17 protein-coding genes are annotated in these 19778 nt (G+C 50.7%); 2 read left to right on the top strand and 15 right to left on the bottom strand.

The features are described from left to right. Positions 1-28 precede the first annotated feature (28 nt). A complete protein-coding gene (gene chrB / locus HII30_RS04900) occupies positions 29-619 on the top strand; it encodes a chromate efflux transporter ChrB (protein WP_281363434.1) in 591 nt (196 codons plus the stop codon). Between the two features lie 3 nt (positions 620-622). Then, positions 623-1162, top strand: a complete 540-nt coding sequence (gene chrA, locus HII30_RS04895; RefSeq protein WP_169503882.1) for a chromate efflux transporter ChrA — start codon at positions 623-625, stop codon at positions 1160-1162. 116 nt (positions 1163-1278) lie between these two features. Here chrA and HII30_RS04890 read toward each other — a convergent pair whose 3' ends face one another. The 15 genes from HII30_RS04890 to HII30_RS04820 all read right to left on the bottom strand — a co-directional run bounded on the left by HII30_RS04890 (position 1279) and on the right by HII30_RS04820 (position 19769). Then, positions 1279-1767 (bottom strand): cation:proton antiporter regulatory subunit, encoded by a 489-nt coding sequence (locus HII30_RS04890; RefSeq protein ID WP_169503881.1) that lies wholly within the window; start codon positions 1765-1767, stop codon positions 1279-1281. Positions 1768-1786: 19 nt separating this feature from the next. Next, the gene (locus HII30_RS04885) at positions 1787-2386 is read right to left on the bottom strand and encodes a response regulator transcription factor (protein ID WP_169503880.1); all 600 of its coding nucleotides are present in this window, start codon (positions 2384-2386) and stop codon (positions 1787-1789) included. Beyond that, on the bottom strand, positions 2383-3522 hold the full coding sequence (locus tag HII30_RS04880; RefSeq protein WP_169503879.1) for a sensor histidine kinase: 1140 nt from the start codon (positions 3520-3522) through the stop codon (positions 2383-2385). Before HII30_RS04880 ends, HII30_RS04885 begins: the two co-directional genes overlap by 4 nt. Before the next feature lie 68 nt (positions 3523-3590). Next, positions 3591-4646: a Delta(5) desaturase DesA gene (gene desA / locus HII30_RS04875; RefSeq protein ID WP_169503878.1), complete on the bottom strand. Its 1056-nt coding sequence runs from the start codon at positions 4644-4646 to the stop codon at positions 3591-3593. A 272-nt stretch (positions 4647-4918) separates the two neighbouring features. After that, the gene (locus tag HII30_RS04870; RefSeq protein ID WP_281363433.1) at positions 4919-5926 is read right to left on the bottom strand and encodes a Gfo/Idh/MocA family protein; all 1008 of its coding nucleotides are present in this window, start codon (positions 5924-5926) and stop codon (positions 4919-4921) included. A 17-nt stretch (positions 5927-5943) separates the two neighbouring features. Next, positions 5944-6411, bottom strand: coding sequence for a thioesterase family protein (locus HII30_RS04865; protein WP_169503876.1), 468 nt, complete (start codon positions 6409-6411; stop codon positions 5944-5946). Positions 6412-6558: 147 nt separating this feature from the next. After that, positions 6559-7551, bottom strand: a complete 993-nt coding sequence (locus tag HII30_RS04860) for an ABC transporter permease (protein ID WP_169503875.1) — start codon at positions 7549-7551, stop codon at positions 6559-6561. Beyond that, positions 7548-9101, bottom strand: coding sequence for a sugar ABC transporter ATP-binding protein (locus HII30_RS04855; protein ID WP_246246109.1), 1554 nt, complete (start codon positions 9099-9101; stop codon positions 7548-7550). Before HII30_RS04855 ends, HII30_RS04860 begins: the two co-directional genes overlap by 4 nt. A 70-nt stretch (positions 9102-9171) precedes the next feature. Next, positions 9172-10287, bottom strand: a complete 1116-nt coding sequence (locus tag HII30_RS04850; RefSeq protein ID WP_169503874.1) for a sugar ABC transporter substrate-binding protein — start codon at positions 10285-10287, stop codon at positions 9172-9174. A gap of 115 nt (positions 10288-10402) precedes the next feature. Then, positions 10403-11032, bottom strand: coding sequence for an SGNH/GDSL hydrolase family protein (locus HII30_RS04845; RefSeq protein WP_169503873.1), 630 nt, complete (start codon positions 11030-11032; stop codon positions 10403-10405). A 494-nt stretch (positions 11033-11526) separates the two neighbouring features. Further along, positions 11527-14082, bottom strand: coding sequence for a beta-mannosidase (locus tag HII30_RS04840; RefSeq protein ID WP_169503872.1), 2556 nt, complete (start codon positions 14080-14082; stop codon positions 11527-11529). 72 nt (positions 14083-14154) lie between these two features. After that, positions 14155-15219: a glycosyl hydrolase gene (locus tag HII30_RS04835; protein ID WP_169503871.1), complete on the bottom strand. Its 1065-nt coding sequence runs from the start codon at positions 15217-15219 to the stop codon at positions 14155-14157. A gap of 63 nt (positions 15220-15282) precedes the next feature. After that, positions 15283-16278 carry a carbohydrate ABC transporter permease gene (locus tag HII30_RS04830; protein ID WP_169503870.1) on the bottom strand — a complete coding sequence of 332 codons (996 nt, stop codon included), beginning with the start codon at positions 16276-16278 and terminating at the stop codon, positions 15283-15285. Positions 16279-16299: 21 nt separating this feature from the next. After that, positions 16300-17199, bottom strand: coding sequence for a carbohydrate ABC transporter permease (locus HII30_RS04825; protein WP_169503869.1), 900 nt, complete (start codon positions 17197-17199; stop codon positions 16300-16302). Further along, complete coding sequence (locus tag HII30_RS04820) at positions 17196-19769, bottom strand: DUF5696 domain-containing protein (protein WP_343045067.1); 2574 nt, start codon at positions 19767-19769, stop codon at positions 17196-17198. The genes HII30_RS04825 and HII30_RS04820 overlap by 4 nt, the downstream gene beginning before the upstream one ends. Positions 19770-19778: the final 9 nt, after the last annotated feature.

Here is a 19778-nt window from a genome sequence, read left to right as displayed (position 1 = left end):
AACTTTAGTGCTGGAAAGGATTCTTGACTTGAAATCACAAACCAACGTTTACCTGCAGCTGACCCTCTCCATGTTCCGGACCGGTATTCTCGGATACGGAGGAGGCCCATCCGTCATTCCGCTGATCCGGCATGAAGCGGTTCACCGATACCAGTGGCTGTCCAATGACGAGTTCGGCGAAACCCTAGCACTCGCCAACGCCCTCCCAGGCCCAATCGCCACCAAAATGGCAGCCTATCTCGGCTATCAGCAAAAAAAGGCGGCCGGAGCCGTCGTGGCCGTACTTGCACACATCCTGCCGACGGCCCTTGCTATGATTGTTCTTTTCTCGGCAGTCCAGGTGCTCAGCAGTTCTACAATCATTGCCGGTATGATCGCCGGTGTGACGCCTGTCATCGCTGTCATGCTAGGCACGATGGCTTACGAATTCGGTGAAAAGGCGGTGAAAGGCCTCGGCTGGTATGCAGGAGCGGCATCCTTCATCATTGCTTTTCTTTTGCTGGAAACCGTACACATTCACCCGGCTATCGTTATCGTACTGTTTCTGACCTACGGGGCCCTTCACTTCAAGCTCCTCTCCAAAATGAGAAAACAACGCAAATCCGGAGAGGGGGCCTGATTCATGGAATGGGTTCAGGTATTTATCAGTTTTCTGATCTCCAACGTGCTGGGTTACGGCGGAGGTCCTGCCTCCATCCCTCTAATGTATGAGGACATTGTCACACGTCGGGGATGGCTGAGCGATCATGAGTTTTCAAATATGCTGGCTCTGGGCAATGCGCTGCCGGGTCCTATTGCCACAAAAATTGCCGCTTTTGTAGGATACGGTGTCGCCGGCTGGGGAGGCTTTACGGCAGCACTTGCAGCCACTGTGATTCCGTCCGCAGCGGCACTGATTTTGCTGCTGAAGCTTCTTCAGAAATACCGCAGCTCCCCCGTTGTCAAAGGAATGACGCTGCTGGTACAGCCCGTCATTGCGGTCATGATGCTGATGCTTACCTGGCAGATGACCTCAAGCTCTATCGTTTCTATCGGTACGGTTCAAACCCTGAGTATCGCAGCCGTCGCCTTCTGGGCCATGAATATCCGCAAAATCCATCCGGCCCTTGTGATCCTGGCTGCTTTCGCCTACGGTGCCATCGTGCTGTCACGTTTGATGTAGCTGATGGGCAGCACAAAAAAGGCGTTTCCCCAGACCACCGACAGGTCCGGGGAAACGCCTTTTTATGTGGCTCGCTCTCTTTTACACAACTTGATTCAACTTTAACTTCTTATAACTTAACCGTTGACCAGCAGCTCTTTCATCTGTTTAATCTGGTTCCGTTCCCCTGCGAGAACAATCATGGCCCCGGTTTCCAGCACATCGTCAGGACCCGGATTAATTTTCTGGCCATTCTCCCCAATGATCGCCAGAATGTTAACGCCGCTGCGCTGGCGGACCTGCAGCTCGGCAATCGACTTACCTGCGGCTTTATGTCCTGACTCCACACGGCACCATTCAATCACCAGGTCTTCGAGCGTCACTTCAACGTTCTCCAGCGCTGTCGGTCTGTAGGTCATTCCACCGATAATACCTGCCAGCTGACGAGCCTCATCATCTTCAAGTGTCAACGTGGAAATACTCTCGCTAGTGTCATCGTAATCAAAATGATGCATCTCTCTGCGGCCGTCATCATGGATGACCACCACCAGCTTATCGTCGGATCTCGTATCGATCTGAAATTTTTTGCCAATGCCCGGCAGATCAGACTCTCTGATCATACTCATGTGTTGATTCGCCTCCTGACTATTTAAACCAGCCTTTTTCCTTAAAGCGCGTAATGGCTTCGATCCGGTTGCTGACCCCAAGTTTGTCTAAGATGACAGATATGTAGTTCCGGACTGTTCCTGTTGTCAAATACAGTTCACTTGCAATTTCCTTCGTATTCTTGCCGTCAGCGATCAGTCCAAGGACCTCTTTCTCCCGCTCGGTCAGCGGATTTTCTTCCCCGTAAGCCTCATCCACCAGCTCAGGGGCATAGATGCGGCGGCCCTCCATAATGCTGCGGATCGACGTAGCGAGTTCCTCACTGGGACTGTCTTTCAGGAGATATCCGTGCGCACCAGCTTTCAGCGCCCGTTCAAAATAACCCGGGCGGGCGAAGGTCGTCAGTATCATGACCTTGCAGCCCTGTCCCTTTAACTCCTCTGCCGCTTCCAGTCCGCTCTTCACAGGCATCTCGATATCCATAATACAGATATCCGGCTGATGGAGATGAACCAGCTTCACAGCATCCTCTCCGTTACCTGCGGTGCCGACAACCTGCATGTCTTCTTCAAGGTCAAGCAGGGAAGCCAAAGCCCCCAGCAGCATTCTCTGGTCTTCCGCAATGACAACTGAGATCATGATTCCCCTGCCTCCTTCTCGGGCTTTTTGAGCACATGGGGCACCCTTAAAATCAAGGTTGTCCCTTCATCTGATTGAATGTTCATGCTCCCGTTGACAAATTCAAGCCGTTCCCACATGCCGCGCAGGCCGTTGCCCCGTGAGTATGCCTTGTCCCCGGGAATGCCGATCCCGTTGTCTTTCACCGTCACCACGAGTTCTGCTCTCGCGGGGGCAAGTGTGATGGAGCACTCACTGGCGCTGCTGTGCTTCACGATGTTGTTGACCGCTTCTTTCAAACACATACTGAGTACATTCTCATTCATAAGTGAGAGGTTCACCTCATCGGGATCTCCATGAAGATAAAACTCTATCTGGGCTGCTTTTAAAATCTGTGTGATCCGAAACATCTCATCCACCAGTCGTGTTCCTCTCATCTGAGTCACCAGCTCGCGTACTTCCTGGAGCGCAACCCTTGCGGTCTGCCTGACATCCTGAATTTCTTCATGGGCACGGTTTGGGTCTTTGGTGATCAGCTTGCCTGCAAGATCGCTCTTCAAACCGATGAGAGACAGCTTCTGCCCCAGTGTGTCATGGAGATCCCGGGCAATACGCTGGCGTTCTTCCAGCTTGACGAGCTCGGAGATCTTTTTGTTGGCATCCTCCAGCTGGCCCTGAAGCCTGTCGTTGTTGTTCCGGTTAAAGGTGGTGATCGGCAGCAGAACGACGGCCACGACACTCACGAGGACGAACGGCAGCTGGGTGATGAACCAAGGGTTGCGGGTGACAAAGCCATAATTCACGGTCAGTACGGTCGTCATCAGATGGATCGTATACAATGTGAAAAAACCGACTCTGTTTTTGATATTTCCTATGAAAAACGCCAGAAACAGCGCAAAATACACATATCCGAAGAGCAATGTCATCGTGATGGATATGAGAATCTGTACACTGGTCCAAAAATAAACGAGCCACCCTTTCGAAAGAAAGGACAGCACGTAGCAGCCGAAAAAAACTAGAATCATCACAATCCCGATCACAACCTGATAGGTGGACGTGGAGCGGAAGATAAAGTAAAACGGCAGGATATAAAAGACGACCCATACATAAGGATTCAGCCCTGTGCTTTTCTGAAATATCTGATACCATTTCTGCATAGGGCGTCACCTCTTCATAGCTTCATCTACTGTATCATAACATATTCTTCAGGTCTTACGAATACAAATCAGCCGGTTCCGGTTTTCAGTTCTGATACGGCGAGATCCGGATTCCGCTTTTCTTCACGTCTGCGCTTTTTCAGCTCTTTAAAGCTGATAAACGTCTTGCCTTTTTCATCCCACAAACGGAAGCTCAGCGCCTTCAGGCTGGTACGGATCGTAATGGTCGTTGCCTTGTGCAGCGGCGGTGAGGCATTATGCGCTTTTTCCAGGTGATAGTTCGGTACTTTCGGGCTCAGGTGATGCACATGGTGGAATCCGATGTTTCCGGTAATCCACTGCAGCAGCTTCGGCAGCTTGTAGTAAGAACTTCCATCTACCGCGGCATTAACATAGCTCCATTCCTCATCATGTTCGAAATACGTATCTTCGAATTGATGCTGAACATAGAACAGCCAGATGCCCAGCATTCCGGAGAAGAAGAACACCGGTGCCTGTACCAGTACAAAGGCCTGCCAGCCGATAGCCCAGCACAGCAGTGCATACAGGCCAACCAGCGACACATTCGTCACATACGTGTTAATGCGTTCTTTGCGTTTTGCGCCTTTACGGTTAAAGCGATAATCGATCAGAAAAATAAAGATGGGTCCAAGTCCAAACATAACCAGCGGGTTCCGATAAATACGGTAGCCAATTTTCGTCCAGATCGAAGCCTGTTCATATTCTTCTATCGTAAGCACCCACATATCGCCGGTTCCGCGCTTGTCGAGGTTGCTGCTTGTTGCATGGTGAATGGAGTGGCTGGTTTTCCACTGTTCATAAGGGCAGAGCGTCAAAACACCAGTAATCGTACCTAGAATCTTGTTCGCAGTGCGGCTCTTGAAGAATGATTGGTGACAGCAGTCATGGAAAATAATAAAGGTCCGCACGACAAAGCCTGATGCTACCATCGCGATCGGCAGTGTAAGCCAGTAGGATACCGAGAGACTCAAATAAGCAGCATACCAGAGTAAAGCTAGAGGCAGCAGTGTGTTGAGCATCTGCCGGATGCTTGATTTCATATCATTATGTTCATAGGGAGCGACATGTTTTTTTAGATGGGACAGTGAATTGGACTGGGCCATGATGTTTTCCTCCTCATTATGACGCGTGGCTGACAGATAGATTACCGGTACAGCTCACCTTTCTCTGTCTCTAGTGTAACCAAAAAGTGTCATGACACACAGTCACAAACGTCAAGTGACACATATGACAAATGTCATATTGCATGTAAAACAAGCCCTGTATATCCTTATACAGGAAATCATTATGTGCATGCAAAAAAGCCGTTTCCTGGGTTCACCATCCCAAACAGAAACGGCTTGATTTCAACCTTTTGGCCCATTTCGATACCGGTTCAGTTAACTCGGTTCTTCCCATCGGCAGGGTACACGAGACCGATCTGCCGCCTGGCTTCTTCTGCAATCTCTGCCGTGACCAATGTGGCTTCATGCGAGTTCATGCTGCTCTCTCGCTTCCCGGTCTCCAGGAGACCTATGAATTCCTCCAGTTCATAGAACATGGACTCATGGGTCTGGGATTGCGTAATATCCTCGATGGTGCCGTCACGATAATAAATTTTCACATCATAAGGCTGGTTGATCTTGTCAATGACCATAGTGCCGTTCTCGCCCTGAATCTCGGCCGGGAGGTAGGAATCACTGATTTTGGAGTGCATAATGACGGCATCCATGTCCGGGTAACGGATCAGCAGACTGCCTTCTCCATCTACACCGGAGGACAGTTTAATACCTTCCGCCTTCACCGCTTCCGGTCTGCCAAACAACACCGCCATGGGATAGATACAGTAGACACCGAGATCCATCAGAGAACCGTTAGAAAATTCAGGGTTAAATGCATTCAAAATCGTTCCCTGTTGAAAGGCGTCATACCGGGAAGAATATTGACAGTACCCCGCGAAATAGCGGCGAATGCGTCCCAGCTTGTACATATTATCCCGCACAGCCTTGAAATTCGGCATCATGGTCGACTTCAGGGCTTCCATCAGCAGAACATTATTCTCTCGAGCCGCTTTCATCATAGCGTGAACCTCAGCGGTATTGGATGCCATAGGCTTTTCGCACAGAACATGTTTGCCGTGATTCATACAGATCATCGCATGCTCTGCATGAAACGAATTCGGGCTGGCGATATATACAGCATCCACCTCATCGCTTGCCGCCATCTCGGAAATATCCGTATACACTGCAGGACGAGGCTCATATTTTGCTGCAAAAGCCGAGCCTTTCTCCTGGCTACGTGAATACACTGCTGTCAACCGAAACTGGTCGCTCTCCATCGCCGCTTGAATAAACCGTTCCGTAATCCAGTTGGTACCGATAATACCGAATCGAACCTGTAACAATTCAAAGTCATCCTCTCTTATGTAAGCTGCCCGGGCCATTGTTCAAAATCAGAGATGACCCTGCGCGCTTCCTCCGGAATGGGCGTGCTTTTGCCGCTAGCGGTGTCGACCAGTACAATCGTTCCCCGCCCTGCTGCCTTCAATTGATCCTTAACCATAATCGCATACTGGATTTCCATGGAAGACCGGCCGATCTCCGCCACCCGCACATGCAGGATCAAAGGATCTTTGAGGTACATCTGTGCCAGGTACTGACATTCCAGATCCGCAACCACAGATACGGCCTTCTGACTAAACAACTCGTCTGTCAGGTTCAGGTGCTCGAAATATTCAATCCGGCCCTGCTCAAAATACATAAAATAACTCACATTATTGACATGCCCCAGCATATCCGTCTCGCAATATCGGATTTTGATGGGAAATGAAAAATGAAATGTCTGCAGCCAGCTCTGAGGATCCGGCTGTATAAAGGTCTGTTTTCTCACAGGTTGTCCCCTTTCAGTAAGCGGCCATGCAAAAAATTGTTCTTTTACAAGCATAATGAAAAAAGCTGGCAGCCGTCAATCATGTAACACAACAAAAAAAGCAGAAACCTGTAACGCAGGCCTCTGCTTTTTCTTCCATTCGAAAGGTTAATGCTTCTTCTTATAGTAGGTAACCGCCAGCGCTAGCGCCAGCACCGAGCCTTTTACAATATCCATCGCATAGTAGGGAACCGACATCATAATCAGACCATTTTGCAAAATACCGATCAATACAGCACCGACAAATGTGCCGAGTGCATTCGGCTTGCCTGATCCCAGCACGGAGTAACCGATAAAGGCAGCAGCTACAGCATCCATCAAATAAGGGCCTCCTGCATTGACCTCAGCATTCATGACGCGCGCACCGAGGATGATTCCTCCCACCGCTGCGAACAGGGCGGAAATCAGATACGCTGTGAGCCGGTAGCGGCTGACTGCAATACCAGACAGCTCCGCCGCTTCGCGATTGCCGCCGATCATGTACATATACCGGCCATGCTTCGTATAGGTAAGGAACAAGTGAACGATCACGACGACCAGAAGCATGATGATAATAATCCAGGGGACCTGTCCGATTTTTTCAAACAGCGCTGGAATCTTCCCCTCCGCATATTCTCCGCTCGGCATAATCATATTCTGGGACACTGTGGCGCCGCGCGTGTACGTCAAGGCAACACCCTGGAACACAAACATGGTTGCGAGGGTCATCAGCATATCCTGAATTTTAAAATTAATAACAAGGAAAGCATTAATTAACCCTACAGCGAGACAGAAGACCAGCGTTAACGCAATGCCGGCACCGATATTATGGCCATGCCAGACAAAAAAAGAAATCACGAGAGCATTGGCCAGTGAGGCCGTGGAACCGACAGAGAGATCAAATCCTCCTACCGCCAGTGAAACCGTCAGACCCACTGCAATAATAGTAACAATCGAAATGGAGCGCAGGATGTTGATCACATTGCCCGAGCTGAGAAAATTATCGTTCATGATGCCAAAAACCGCGATCAGCACCACCACCGTAATCAATGTTCCATATTTATATAAAAAGTCAAAAGCACTTTGTGCCGGTTTCTCCCGGGTGACAGCCGGTGTATTCATGTCAATCCCCCTCCAGTACAGTACAGAAGCAGCTCTTCCTCGCTGCTGTTCGCTGTGTCCAGCTCCCTGGCAATTTTGCCGTCGTACATCACATACACACGATCCGAGATGCCCACAATCTCGGACAGCTCACTGGATGCGTACAGCACGCACTTGCCCCGGGAAGCCAGCTCTGCCACCAGGTCGAAAATGTCCCGTTTGGCTCCAACATCCACTCCCTTGGTCGGCTCGTCAAAAATATATACGTCAGCATCCACCAGCAGCCACTTGCCAATAGCAACCTTCTGCTGGTTCCCCCCGGACAGGCTGCCCACTTTCGTGTGGCCGCCGGGTGTTTTGATGCCCAGACTATCGATAATCACATTCGATGAACTGTTCTCTTTGCGGGAGCTCATCCAGATGCCGAAACGGCAGAACCTGGACAGCACAGCAGCAGTCAGATTGACCGAGACGGACTCTTCCACAAAAATCCCTTCACGCCGCCGCTCTTCCGGCACCAGGGCAATGCCCTGGCGGACTGCATCATGCGGTGAAGCGATGCGCAGTTTACGGCCGTTCAGCCTGAGCTCACCCGAATGCTTGGAGGCTCCGAACAATACCCGGCACAGCTCCGTTTTACCGGCACCCACAAGTCCGGCCAGACCTACAATTTCACCCTTGCGCAGCTGCAGGCTGACATCATTGACCTTGCCTTCGGTGTCCTTGATGCCCCGCGCTTCAAAGGCGGTCTCACCTACTGTACGTTTGCGAAGCGGGAACTGCTGCTCCATCCGGGCATTCAGCATGTGTTCCACAACTTCCTCTTGAGACAGATCCCGAATAGCTTCGGATGCGACCCGTTTACCATCACGGAGGATTGTAATTTCATCACAGATCTCATACAATTCCGGCAGCCGGTGAGAGATGAAAATCACACTGACCCCTTCGCCCTTCAGCTGCCGGACAAGCTTGAAGAGCTGCTCGGTTTCACTTCGGCTGAGCGGCGCGGTTGGTTCGTCCAGCACCAGAATACGGCACTGCTTGCTTACAGATCTTGCAATCAGCACCATCTGCTTCTCGGCCAGCGTCAGCTCCTGGACCAGCTTGCGTGTTGGAATATGAATACGCATACGTGCCAGAACAGCCTTCGCCTGTTCATGCATCTTCTGCCAGCGGATCATATGGCTGCCTTTCATATCATGAACCATAGATTCCAGCATGATATTCTCTGCGACCGTCAAATTGGGAATCAGCGCGGTGTCCACCTCTTGATACACGACCTGGATGCCGAGATCCTTCGCGTCTTTCGGCGAGGAAATGGACACGTTTGCTCCGTCCACGAGAATATCACCCTGATAATGGTTATAAGCCCCTGCTAAAATTTTCATCAAAGTCGACTTGCCGGCACCATTCGCTCCAATAAGTGCATGAGCCGTACCTGCTTGAAGTTCAAAGTCGACCTCGGATAAAGCCAGCACGCCCGGGAATGAAATGGTTATCCCTTTCATCTGCAGCAGCGGCGCAGCCGTTGACGGCTTAACCTGAACTCCAGACGGGTTTGTGACTGACATGATGCATCACCTTCTCCCCTCATTAAAATGGGCGCCCCTATCCAGATGGATAAGAGCGCCAGGCGGCAAATTATTCACCGTATACTTCTTTTAAAGACTTCATCCATTCTTCTTCAAAATCCGTACTGGTACCCCAGCCTGGAATCAAATCTGCAAGATTGCTCATATTCACAGCCTCTTGAGATTTCGAGAGACTGACTTGATCAATCAGTGTAGCTGGCAGGCTGAAGGTGGAAGGTGTTTCTTCCCCGGCGAGTTTCTTCGCCAGCAGACGCACATTCACAGCACCGATTGTTTTTGGATCCACAGCAGCTGTAGCCGTCCAAGGACTGTCCTGCTTCTGCATAACTTCCAGATCCGCGTTCGATACGTCGATCCCGTAAATCTTGATCTCATTGCGGCCGGCTTCGTTCAGGGCTCTTGCCGCCCCAATCGCGAATGCGTCCCAGGTGGCGAAAATCGCATCAATTTCACCTTTAGGATGCTTGGTGAGCATCGCAGCTACCGCATTCTGGGTTTCCACCGAAGTATCACTGCTGGCAACACCAAAGCGCTCAATTTCCTTAATTCCCGGATTGCTCTTCAGTGTTTCCTGATACACTGCATTACGGCGAACCATTGGCGGAAATCCGTCAACCCACAAATAGATGATGTTGGCCTCTGACCCCTGCTCTTCTACCAGGCGATCCAGCGACAGCTTGGCCAGATTCTCATCATCCTGGGAAGTGACGGTCACGCCTTCAATCTCAGCCAGCTCCGGTACAGAGTCAAATGCGACAACAGGAATTCCTTTCTCTTTCAGTGTCTTGACGTCTTCTACAGTGGCAGGGTCATCGCCGTGCGACAGCACTATACCGTCATATCCGTTACCTGCAGCCTGGGCAATCGCATCGTGGAACTTGGCTGCATCATTATTCGCGGTAAATGTATCTACTTTAAAACCTAAAGCTTCACCTTCCTGCTTCGCACCAGCCAGGAACTGTGCCGTGTGATCATCTCCGCCGATCTTGCGGATGACCATCAGCTTCATGTCTTCTTTCTCAGCAATCGCTGCCGGCAGGTTTTCGATGTCCGCCCTCGATCCGTTCTTGCTATCCCCTGCGGAACCCTGGCCGCATCCTGCAACCAGAATGGCTGCTGATAACAGCAAGCCGGACAGCTTGTACCATGGTTTTCTTGTGTTCATGTGTTTCTCCCCCTCAAATCATATCTCTTTTTATTACAAGTAATCCTATCGGATTTAAACAGGGGAGTCAACACTTTTTTATTTTGTACGTTAACGCAGTCAAGCAGGCGGGATCTTAACAGCGAATACCCATTGTATCCATCCATGCTCTCGCGATGAGTGCATGACCGGCCGGCGTCGGATGAACACCGTCATATGCCCAATAAGCCGGCTCCCTGCGGGCAGCTGCCGCGTTGAAAAGTCCGTCCAGCGGCACGAGCAGCGCTCCGAACTCGGCTGCCAAATCACGGACCGCGGTAATCTTCGGATCCAGGTCCTCACGCCAGCCTCTCCGGTCCTCAGGAACCGGAAGCACGAACGGCTCCATTAGAATCAGCTTCGCATTCAGTTTTTCCTGTGTCTGCTGCAGCAGCTTCCGGTACCCTGACTTGAACTGCTCTGTGCTTGTAGGATCCTGCGAATCATAACGGCGCCAGCAGTCGTTAATCCCGATATATACCGATACCCATGTTGGTTTAAGATCCAGGCAGTCTTCCTGCCATCTGTCCTGCAGGTTAACGACTCTGTCGCCGCCGATCCCCCGGTTCAGAAACTTCAAATTCAGCTCGGGGTGGTTTAGGCCTGCCAGACCGGCAACCATTTGCGGATATCCTGTGCCCAGGCTGTCAGGGTCCTGCCGATTTCGTCCGGCATCAGTGATGCTGTCTCCTTGAAAAAGTACGATATCATTCTCATGCAGCTGCATTAATAATCATCCTCCAAATTTAGACTGAGATTATGCTACCTATCTGGCGGCCGCGATGGCAAATGTTCTTACGACCGCTGTCACCTCCACTATAGAAAGGTATTTTTTTCATTTAATCTATATATGTATTTGCTATTAATACCCAGGTTCCTGCTGTCATAGTATAAATAATCACATGAGTTTTCAGGTTCTGCCCAGCCATGCGCATGACAAAAAAGAGCTTTCGATCAGGCGTCCGGAAGACGATTGATCGAAAGCTCCACAAGGTTGCAGATACATTGGCGAGATCTAACAGCCGCCCGCCGGACATCAAGGTTGGAATCGTGAGCGCTCAACCTGTGGCGGGTTACTTCTTTTTATGCTCGATGTATGTCAGCAACGCGATCACAAAGGATGCGAATAGGCTGCATCCCCTGGCCTAACCCGGACTAAATGCCCGGCTCTAGGATTCAAAAGGGTGACCTGCTAATCACAGCACATCTTCATAAAAAAGCTTAGCTTGTGGTTACTGCTTCGGGCTGGATACAGTGTGCCATAGACAAGATCTCCACATTGCCTGCGCGCTCACGCTCAAACGCATCAGTCCCCTGGCTGCGCCGGGAGAAAGTGATGTCTTTGGGCTCACCGGGAATGAGATCAAAGTCATTATCGCTGAAGATTCCCTCAATATCTGAGGACAGCCATACATGCCTCGCCAAGGTGCTGGTCTCCAAGCGGTAGACTGTACCTTCACTTTCCTGTATTTCCGTCAACGTGATTTCAGGCAGGCTGAGCTTCAGACCGCGGTCCTGGACAAAAAACCAGGTTTTGCTGTCGATGACATGCTCCTGCTCCTTCAGTTCAACCAGCAGTACCACGCTGCTTTCATCATGACTTCCCAGCAGCTGTTCTGTATCAACCTGATAGACCACATGGGCTTGCCGAGCAGATACACTCACCAGACGGGAATCATTCCACAGCAGCTCTCCCGTGAAGCTCAGAAGCCGCAGATCCAGAACACCGTCCCCATCTTTGGAGAGATCGGAGATGAGGGTCACGGACAGCACATCATCCTCACGATCTATCACCAAACTCACATCCCTGAAGCTGCGCTTGGCCGTATACTGCAGCGCCTTCCATCTTCCGAGATAATCCATCCCGGCCCATGAAGCTACAGGCCAGCAGTCATTCATCTGCCAGTACAGCGTTCCCATACAGTAAGGCATGCGGCGGCGATGCGCTTCAATCGCGGTTTTCATCGCTTCCGCCTGAAGCATCTGGCTCATGTACAGGAAGGATTCGAAGTTTTTCGGCTCGTTCATGTATTGGTCCATGTAGCTTTTTATCAAACGGTTTCCGGCACCGTTCTTCTGATGAGCCAGCATGACCTTGGACTCCAGCTCCATGTCGCTCTCTTCAGCATAAGTACGGACTGTGCGCGGTTCAGGGAAAGACTGAAATCCATATTCGCTCATGAAGCGGCCGACATGACGATTATAATTCTCGAACGGCTCTGTATTGTGCCACACTCCCCAATAGTGGATGTCCCCGCTCGTCGTATTCGGATTGGAGTGCTGGTGTTCATCATTGCTCAAGGACACCATCGGAGAGGAAGGCCAGTAATACGCCCCAGGTGCGCAGGCATTCACAGCCTCAGGAAGAATCTCGTGAAAAACCGCCTCATAGTCTCTCCAAATCTGCTCCCTCTGCTGTGCATTGTATTCCTTCTTCCAGCCCCACCCGGCGTTCTCATCATAGTGCGACCAAGCGGTGTCGATTTCATTGTTGCCGCACCAAAGGACAATGCTCGGATGATTGCGCAGGCGTGTGACATTCTCCTCTGCCTCAAGCCTTACATTTCCGAGAAATGCCTCGTCGCCGGGATACATACTGCAGGCAAACATAAAGTCCTGCCAAACCATAATGCCATACTCATCACACAGCTCGTAAAATACATCTTCCTCATAAATCCCGCCGCCCCATACACGCAGCATATTCATATTCGATGCTGCCGCAGAAGCAATCTCATGCCGGTAACGATCTGCCGTCACCTCTGTCAGAAAGCTGTCATTCGGAATGTGATTGGCCCCTTTGGCAAATACCGGTACCCCGTTCAGTTCAATATAAAATGAAGTGCCCTGCTCATCCTTGTTCCGGATCAATCTGGCACTGCGCAGGCCGGTTTTTACCGAGGCTGATGCTGATGAACCCTCCCCACACTCGAAAACGCTCTCGAAACTATAGAGATGCGGGTCTCCGAGTCCACGCGACCACCACAGCTTAGGATTTTCCATCTCGAGCTGAAGCTCAATACTCTGACGGCCGGCACTCAAGCTCAATTCCTGTGACCACTGGTAGCCCTCTGCAGATACTGTAAAGCGTCCTCTCAGTGCGCTGTCAGCTTCAATACTGGCAATCGCCGTAAGCCTTGCACCTGCTGCATTCACCTCATCCTGACGAATGAACAGATCATGGATCCGTACACCGGACCATGCCTCCACCATAACGGGCCGCCAAATGCCGCTTGTGACAAACCGCGGACCCCAATCCCAGCCGTAATGATAAGGCGCTTTACGAGCGAATATACTGAGCTTATGACCACCCAGCCCTCCAAGCTCCGACTGGTCATTTGTTGCCGGCAGCGGATACCCCAGCTTCTCCAGCTTGGGCAGATCCTCCTGAATGGGTGAACGAAAGACCACGCGCAGCGCATTGTTTCCCGGCTGGAAATGCCGTTTCACGTCAACCCGCCAGGAGCGGAACATGTTATCGGCAGCGAGGATATGCTCTCCATTCACATAAACGTCCGCATAGGTATCAAGCCCAGTAAACACAAGTTCCAGATGGGTTTCAGCCGCAAGCTCTTCTGTTACATCTACAACAGCTTCATATTCCCAGTTTTTTTTATCGATCCACTGCAGGTCATGCTCGTTGGTCCCATAAAAAGGTTCAGCAATTACCCCGTGACGCAAAAGGTCCGTGTGCACACATCCCGGAACCTTGGCAGGAAGCCAATCCTGACCTTCCACTTCTTTAAATTTCCAGTCTTGAATGATCAGTTGTTTAGGCATTATAAAGAACCCCTTTTCCCCAATGAATAACAAACAGAAAATAACAAAATAACATTAAATATTATTTGAATATCAAAGTTTACTGACATCTGAAGAAGACTTCATATATTCTTTCCAGACCGGCAGTTCCTCCCGTGTAACAGTCAAAGGATGCTGGTATGTTTTGATCAGCTGCGCCAGCTCTGTATATTGATTTGAGTAAAATCTGCGGCCTCCTTCTTCACGGAATACAAAGCTTCCATACCAGGTACAATTCCAGGCCCATGGAACACCATCCTTCAACATCTCATCCGGGTCGGGAATTACCCCGTTTTCGGATAACGCAATGATTTTCCTGGCCGTACTGTACTTTTCAGCCGTATGGAACCGCTCCTTCTGAGATGAATAATCGCATTCCGGTGAATAAATATCCTCTCCGATGATATCCACATACTCATCCCCGGGATACCAGTCTCCATGCTGCCCATTCCATACCCAGATCAGATTGTCCAGGCCATGATGCTTTGTCATCCGCTCATACATGAGCTTCCAAAGTGCAATACAGGGCTGGGGGCCTTTCGCCCCCCACCAGAACCACCCGCCCGAGGCCTCGTGCAGCGGTCTCCACAGCACCGGAACCTTCGCTTTTTGAAGCACTTTAAGCTGACCGGCAATGACATCAATATCCCGAAGGAGCAGATGATATTCTTCTGACGCTGGATCACTCATACCTTTTGCCACATCAAACGTAGTAGCCTTGGTGTAGAATCCGCTGTTCCAGGCTGCATTTGGGGGAAGATCAATCAGATCCTTGGGAGCATTCCAGTGCCAGCAAAACGTGACGATCCCGCCTTCTCTCCACCAATCCACTGCCAGATCAGTATCCCGGCATACCCTTCCCCGTTCTGCTCGGGAGGGGGAATAATCCATGAAGTCAAAGCCGGCGACTGCTGGATATTTCCCTGTATATTCATACAGTAAATCCAGCTCCGGCGGCGTCATGGTAACGCCAATCTGCTGGCCTGTCAGCATTTTTTTGCCGTACATACTGCAGAGGTATTCCATCAGTCCGCCCGCTTCCCAGGAGGGATGGGGATGGATAAGTTTCGGCTGCACTTGATAACGGGTGTCGTCAAGGTTTACGATTTGCTCTGCCATGAACAAGCCTCCTCATATGATGATGGCTGATCGCTGATCATTAATACGACGATACACGAGCACTTATCCAACGACTCCAGTACGTTCTACACTCTCTACGAAATGACGCTGCACGAACAGATACAGCAGAATCAGCGGAATGATAGCGAGCAGAATGCCAGTATCCACCACCAGCGCCACATAGTTGGGATCTGCTTCTGCCGAGTTGGAAATCCCCATTAGTCCCGGCAGGAACTGGCTGGCATCCGCCGGCAGGGAGGCGATCTTGAGCGGCATCAGCGCGCTGTCACTCATAAAGAGTGATGTATAGAACGTATCGTTATACTGCCAGACGAAGGAGAAGAGGGTTACGGTAATAAGCGGCGGAATGGCATTAGGCAGCATAATGCTAAAAAAGGTCTTGATCCCTCCAGCGCCATCAATGAGTGCCGCTTCTTCGATCTCCTTCGGCAGGCCGCGAAAAAACTGGCGGAAAATATAAATAAACAACCCTGCTTTAAGCCCTGTCGCCGTGGCTGAGGTAATAACTGACGGCCAATATGTACCTAACAGGTTAATGCCGTCTTTTCCCGTAAACAGGTGTACCACACCTAAAACGTCAAAGCTCCGGAAATGCAGATACATGGGCACCATCAGCGTGCTCATCGGGATCAGAATGGTCAAAACGACCAGCCCGAACAAAATATTGCTTCCAGGAAATTGAAAGCGGGCGAAACCGTAACCTGCCAGCGCTGTCGACATGGTGGTCAGCAGCATCGTCACAAACACATACACCATCGTGTTCAGCAAGAGCGGCCAGTAATCCAGCAGCTTCAGAGCTACACTCAGATTATCCAGAGTAAAATGTACCGGGATCATATAAATTGTCGGATTATAAATATCTTCTTTCGCCTTGAAAGCCATGGAGAATTTGGTCAGAATCGGATAGATAATGATAAAAGTAATGCCTAATATCAGCATAAACCGGCATATGGACCACAGCGAGTTCAGTGATTTGTTCTTGATCCGGTTGATGCGGTTGTGTGAGTCCTCGTCCCACCGTTCCCGAACGATAGCCATAACAATCCCCTCTTTCTCAGCCTAGTTGTGGTAAAAGGTTTTTCTGGATACAATGACGCCCATGACAATTAACAGCACACTGACCAGAATCGTGTACAACCAGGCCATCGCTGCGCTCAAACCGAAATTCTGTGTTTTGAACGCCGTCTCGTAAATCGTCTGGGTCACCCTGCTGTCCGAGAACGAATCAATAATGGTATAAATGATGTTCGTCAGAATGAGCGGACTGACCATCGGGAAGGTAATTTTCCAAAAGGATTCATAAGCGGTTGCACCTTCGATTTTGGCCACCTCATACATGGATCCAGGAACAGACTGCAGCGCTGCGAGAAAAATCAGAATCTGCACACCGGAGCTGCTGATGATCTCATAAATCCGCATAACCGCATCCACAATATAGTCTGTAACAGCGAGCGGAAACCCGGCTTCGGATAACAGAAGCACCATAGACCGGGCATTGAATTGGGAAGATGCCTGACCCAGCTGCTCCGCCACCTGGGCATTCCCGACAAGATTGATGAGACCCGCACTCTCCGCAGAAGCAATCGCCCCGGATGCGAGAATGACTGGCAGGAAGAAAATCGCCCTGGCAAGTCCCCGCCCCCGAAACTTCTGATTTAACAGTACTGCTGAGAACAAGCTAAAAAAAAGAATCAGCGGTACGTCCACCAACATGCCGAGAATCGACTCTGTCAATATCCGGTTAAAGTTGGCATCCACAAAGAGCGCATCTTGAAAGTTTTGCAAACCGACGTTCTGAAGCTCATACCCTCCCGGTGATACCATCAGCTTATTGAAGCTGAAACGGATCGACTGGGCCAGCGGCCCTGCGAACAGGAAGATGAATCCGATTAGCCAGGGCGCGATAAACAGCAGACCGAGCATGGATCGTTTCTGGACCAGTGTCAGTTTTATTTTCATGCCCCGTCACCCCCTGACGTAAAATCTTTCGCCTCCACCTTAACGCCGTTCACCGATACTGGCTTATCGGTATAGTTAATCAGCAGCGATGTTCCGCCTTCATACTTCACTTCCACTACGCCCTGCTGATGCCGGATATGTTCATCGATCGGCGTATTCCGAAGAGGACCCAGCACCTCGTTAACTCTGTTGTAGTAGGTAACCGCTTCCTCATACCAGTCCTCATACTGTGTGGAATACATATCATCAAACCGGGTGAACTTCAGCAGGGATGAAGGCTCATAGGACCATACAAAGTGCGGTGCAGCCCCCAGCTCCACCGAAGCCAGAATTTTGTGGCGGATGTCCTGCTCGGCACCGATATTCAGCGTCTGCCCGGCATAGTCCATATATCCGTGGATGACCATCTGATAAAAAGGCACCTCTTCATCGGTCAGGCTGAACCGGCTGGTACCCTCCGGGACATCCAGGATGTGATTGACATAAGGCCATGTGTAAGCATTCGCATCCGACACCATAACATCCGGATATTGTTCCTGCAGAAGCTTCATCTGACTGACTGCAATATGCTTCGCATCTTCACGGAAGACGACCCGGCCTACCCGGTAATCCGAGGACACCAGACTGCCGAGATCACGCAGGGATAGTGCCCCAATCCCGTAATTCTCATAGTTCCGTGCAAACTCCTTCACATAATACGGAAGCTTGGCTGGAGACAGCAGCGTATACGATCCATAATAAGGATCCATCCGGTTCATGTTGCGATCATAAGGATGCAGTTCTGCTGCTTCTCTGGTCACGAAGCGCGCCGCATCGGAGGACGGGTTGAAACCCGCTCCATCCCGGTAGATGTACTGGAATGCTACATCGGGATATAAGCCGCCGCCGCTCTGCTGAAGCTGTTCCTGCAGCTGGCTCAGTTCTTTTTTGCTGCCGAGCACGCGATCTGCCTTTACAGATACCGGTGCTTTGTGATGCACGCCCTTGCCAAACCAGCCCAGGTAGCGCATCCGCAGATTGGAGATCCCGTCCTCTGACAGCTTCCGCGCAATGTCACCGGCTTCCTGAAAGCTCGTCATGGATATCACCGCATCATAAGGGACACCCAAAAATGATTTCTGTTTATCGAGACTGCCGAGCATATCCACATAAAACGGCAGTTTTTGTTCCTCTGCCAGAGGTGTCAGCTTGTTCTGCTGCACCAGCATACTGCGATAGGCCTTCGCCATTCCTGAATAGCTGGCATCTCCCCCTGTCAAAAAGCTGTAGCGCACCGACAGATTTCCACGGTACAGCTCTTCGCTCAGCAGCTTGATTTCCTGAATCTTGGATCCGGTGTACAGCTCCAGTTCATCTTCGCCGCGCACAGCAAAACTGCTGTATACATAATTGTAGGAACTTTGCTTTCCCCCGATATCTGCAGCAATGCGGGCAGCGGCGTCGCCCTCTTCAATGACAGCGAACCAGGCGGCATCATCTGCCTTCAATCCATACACCGGCATGGCTGCCTTTTCAGCTACCTGTCCCCGGCCCCAGCTGTTGTCATTCGGGTCGGGTCCGTATACCTGCTGCACATACTGCTCTTCACGAATCTTCCCGTTGTTAAGACGAATCAGAGCCCCGCTTCCGTCAGGCACCAGCATGTAGCCTTCTTCCTCGGAGCCTGCTGCGCCGAAAAAGCGAAGCAGATCAATGCTGGCTATCCGGTGGTTCTCACTCTCTGTCACCTGATGCATCGGTATACTTACAAGCAGTGTACTGCCGTCCAGACGATACTCCATCGGAATCGTAAAGCTGGGCTTTGTAGATTCACCGCCTGCCGCTGATCCATTCTCTGCATTGTCTGCAGCGAGATCTTCTGCTGTATAACCAGCCTGCTCAAAAGCGGACAGCATTTTTTTCAGAACGAGCGGTTTTTTCACCTGTTCATCGAGACGTTCCAAAACCTCTGGATTGTTCTTGGTCGGGTAATACCTTGTTTCGACGTAATTGGCAAGAGATTCATCCAGCTTGCTCAGTACTTTCTCCTGAAGCCGTGATTTTGTTATATACTGGGGCAGCGCATCAACGCCGAGGGAAACATCGCCCAGCGTATAGGTGATACGAATTCCATTCTTAATGGCTTCTGCCGTGAAGTTCTTGCTTGTTACACTCCAGGGGAAACTATGATATGTTTCCAGCGTGCCAATCTGGTCCCTGAAAGAAACTGCCAGCTGGGAAGAGAGTACTTCTTTTTCAAAAGGAGACGCGATGGTATCCTCATTACGTTCTGAGGGGTTGCTGTACCATATATGTTTGCTTCTCTTGTCGCTGACAGCCACCTCGGCAGTAGTTTCATTGTAATACAGCGCCAGATCCTCGTTCTGGGCCGCCAGAATCATCCCTGGAATACCGGCTGCAGCCTCCGGCAGTGACTTCAGCTCCGTCCCGGGCTCAAGCTCCTCGAGCGTTTGGCGAAATGCGGATAAATCAGCAGCAGGTGCTCCACGGCTGGTGAGCCACAGCCCTGCCGCCAACATCAGGATAACTGCCCCGGCGAAGAACAAAAGCCACTTTTTTCGTTTTTTCACAGTGTTCCG

The sequence above is a fragment of the Paenibacillus lemnae genome, from assembly GCF_012933385.1.
GTDB classification, from domain to species: domain Bacteria; phylum Bacillota; class Bacilli; order Paenibacillales; family Paenibacillaceae; genus Paenibacillus_AQ; species Paenibacillus_AQ lemnae.
Note: the sequence above shows the minus strand (reverse complement) of the source record. Positions and strands in the feature narration are given on the sequence as shown.

Excerpts from the sequence above, each read along its gene's own strand:
- chrA (WP_169503882.1), top strand. The coding sequence starts at position 623 with ATGGAATGGGTTCAGGTATTTATCAGTTTTCTGATCTCCAACGTGCTG.
- HII30_RS04890 (WP_169503881.1), bottom strand. The coding sequence starts at position 1,767 with ATGAGTATGATCAGAGAGTCTGATCTGCCGGGCATTGGCAAAAAATTT.
- HII30_RS04885 (WP_169503880.1), bottom strand. The coding sequence starts at position 2,386 with ATGATCTCAGTTGTCATTGCGGAAGACCAGAGAATGCTGCTGGGGGCT.
- HII30_RS04880 (WP_169503879.1), bottom strand. The coding sequence starts at position 3,522 with ATGCAGAAATGGTATCAGATATTTCAGAAAAGCACAGGGCTGAATCCT.
- desA (WP_169503878.1), bottom strand. The coding sequence starts at position 4,646 with ATGGCCCAGTCCAATTCACTGTCCCATCTAAAAAAACATGTCGCTCCC.
- HII30_RS04860 (WP_169503875.1), bottom strand. The coding sequence starts at position 7,551 with ATGAATACACCGGCTGTCACCCGGGAGAAACCGGCACAAAGTGCTTTT.
- HII30_RS04855 (WP_246246109.1), bottom strand. The coding sequence starts at position 9,101 with ATGTCAGTCACAAACCCGTCTGGAGTTCAGGTTAAGCCGTCAACGGCT.
- HII30_RS04850 (WP_169503874.1), bottom strand. The coding sequence starts at position 10,287 with ATGAACACAAGAAAACCATGGTACAAGCTGTCCGGCTTGCTGTTATCA.
- HII30_RS04845 (WP_169503873.1), bottom strand. The coding sequence starts at position 11,032 with ATGCAGCTGCATGAGAATGATATCGTACTTTTTCAAGGAGACAGCATC.
- HII30_RS04840 (WP_169503872.1), bottom strand. The coding sequence starts at position 14,082 with ATGCCTAAACAACTGATCATTCAAGACTGGAAATTTAAAGAAGTGGAA.
- HII30_RS04835 (WP_169503871.1), bottom strand. The coding sequence starts at position 15,219 with ATGGCAGAGCAAATCGTAAACCTTGACGACACCCGTTATCAAGTGCAG.
- HII30_RS04830 (WP_169503870.1), bottom strand. The coding sequence starts at position 16,278 with ATGGCTATCGTTCGGGAACGGTGGGACGAGGACTCACACAACCGCATC.
- HII30_RS04825 (WP_169503869.1), bottom strand. The coding sequence starts at position 17,199 with ATGAAAATAAAACTGACACTGGTCCAGAAACGATCCATGCTCGGTCTG.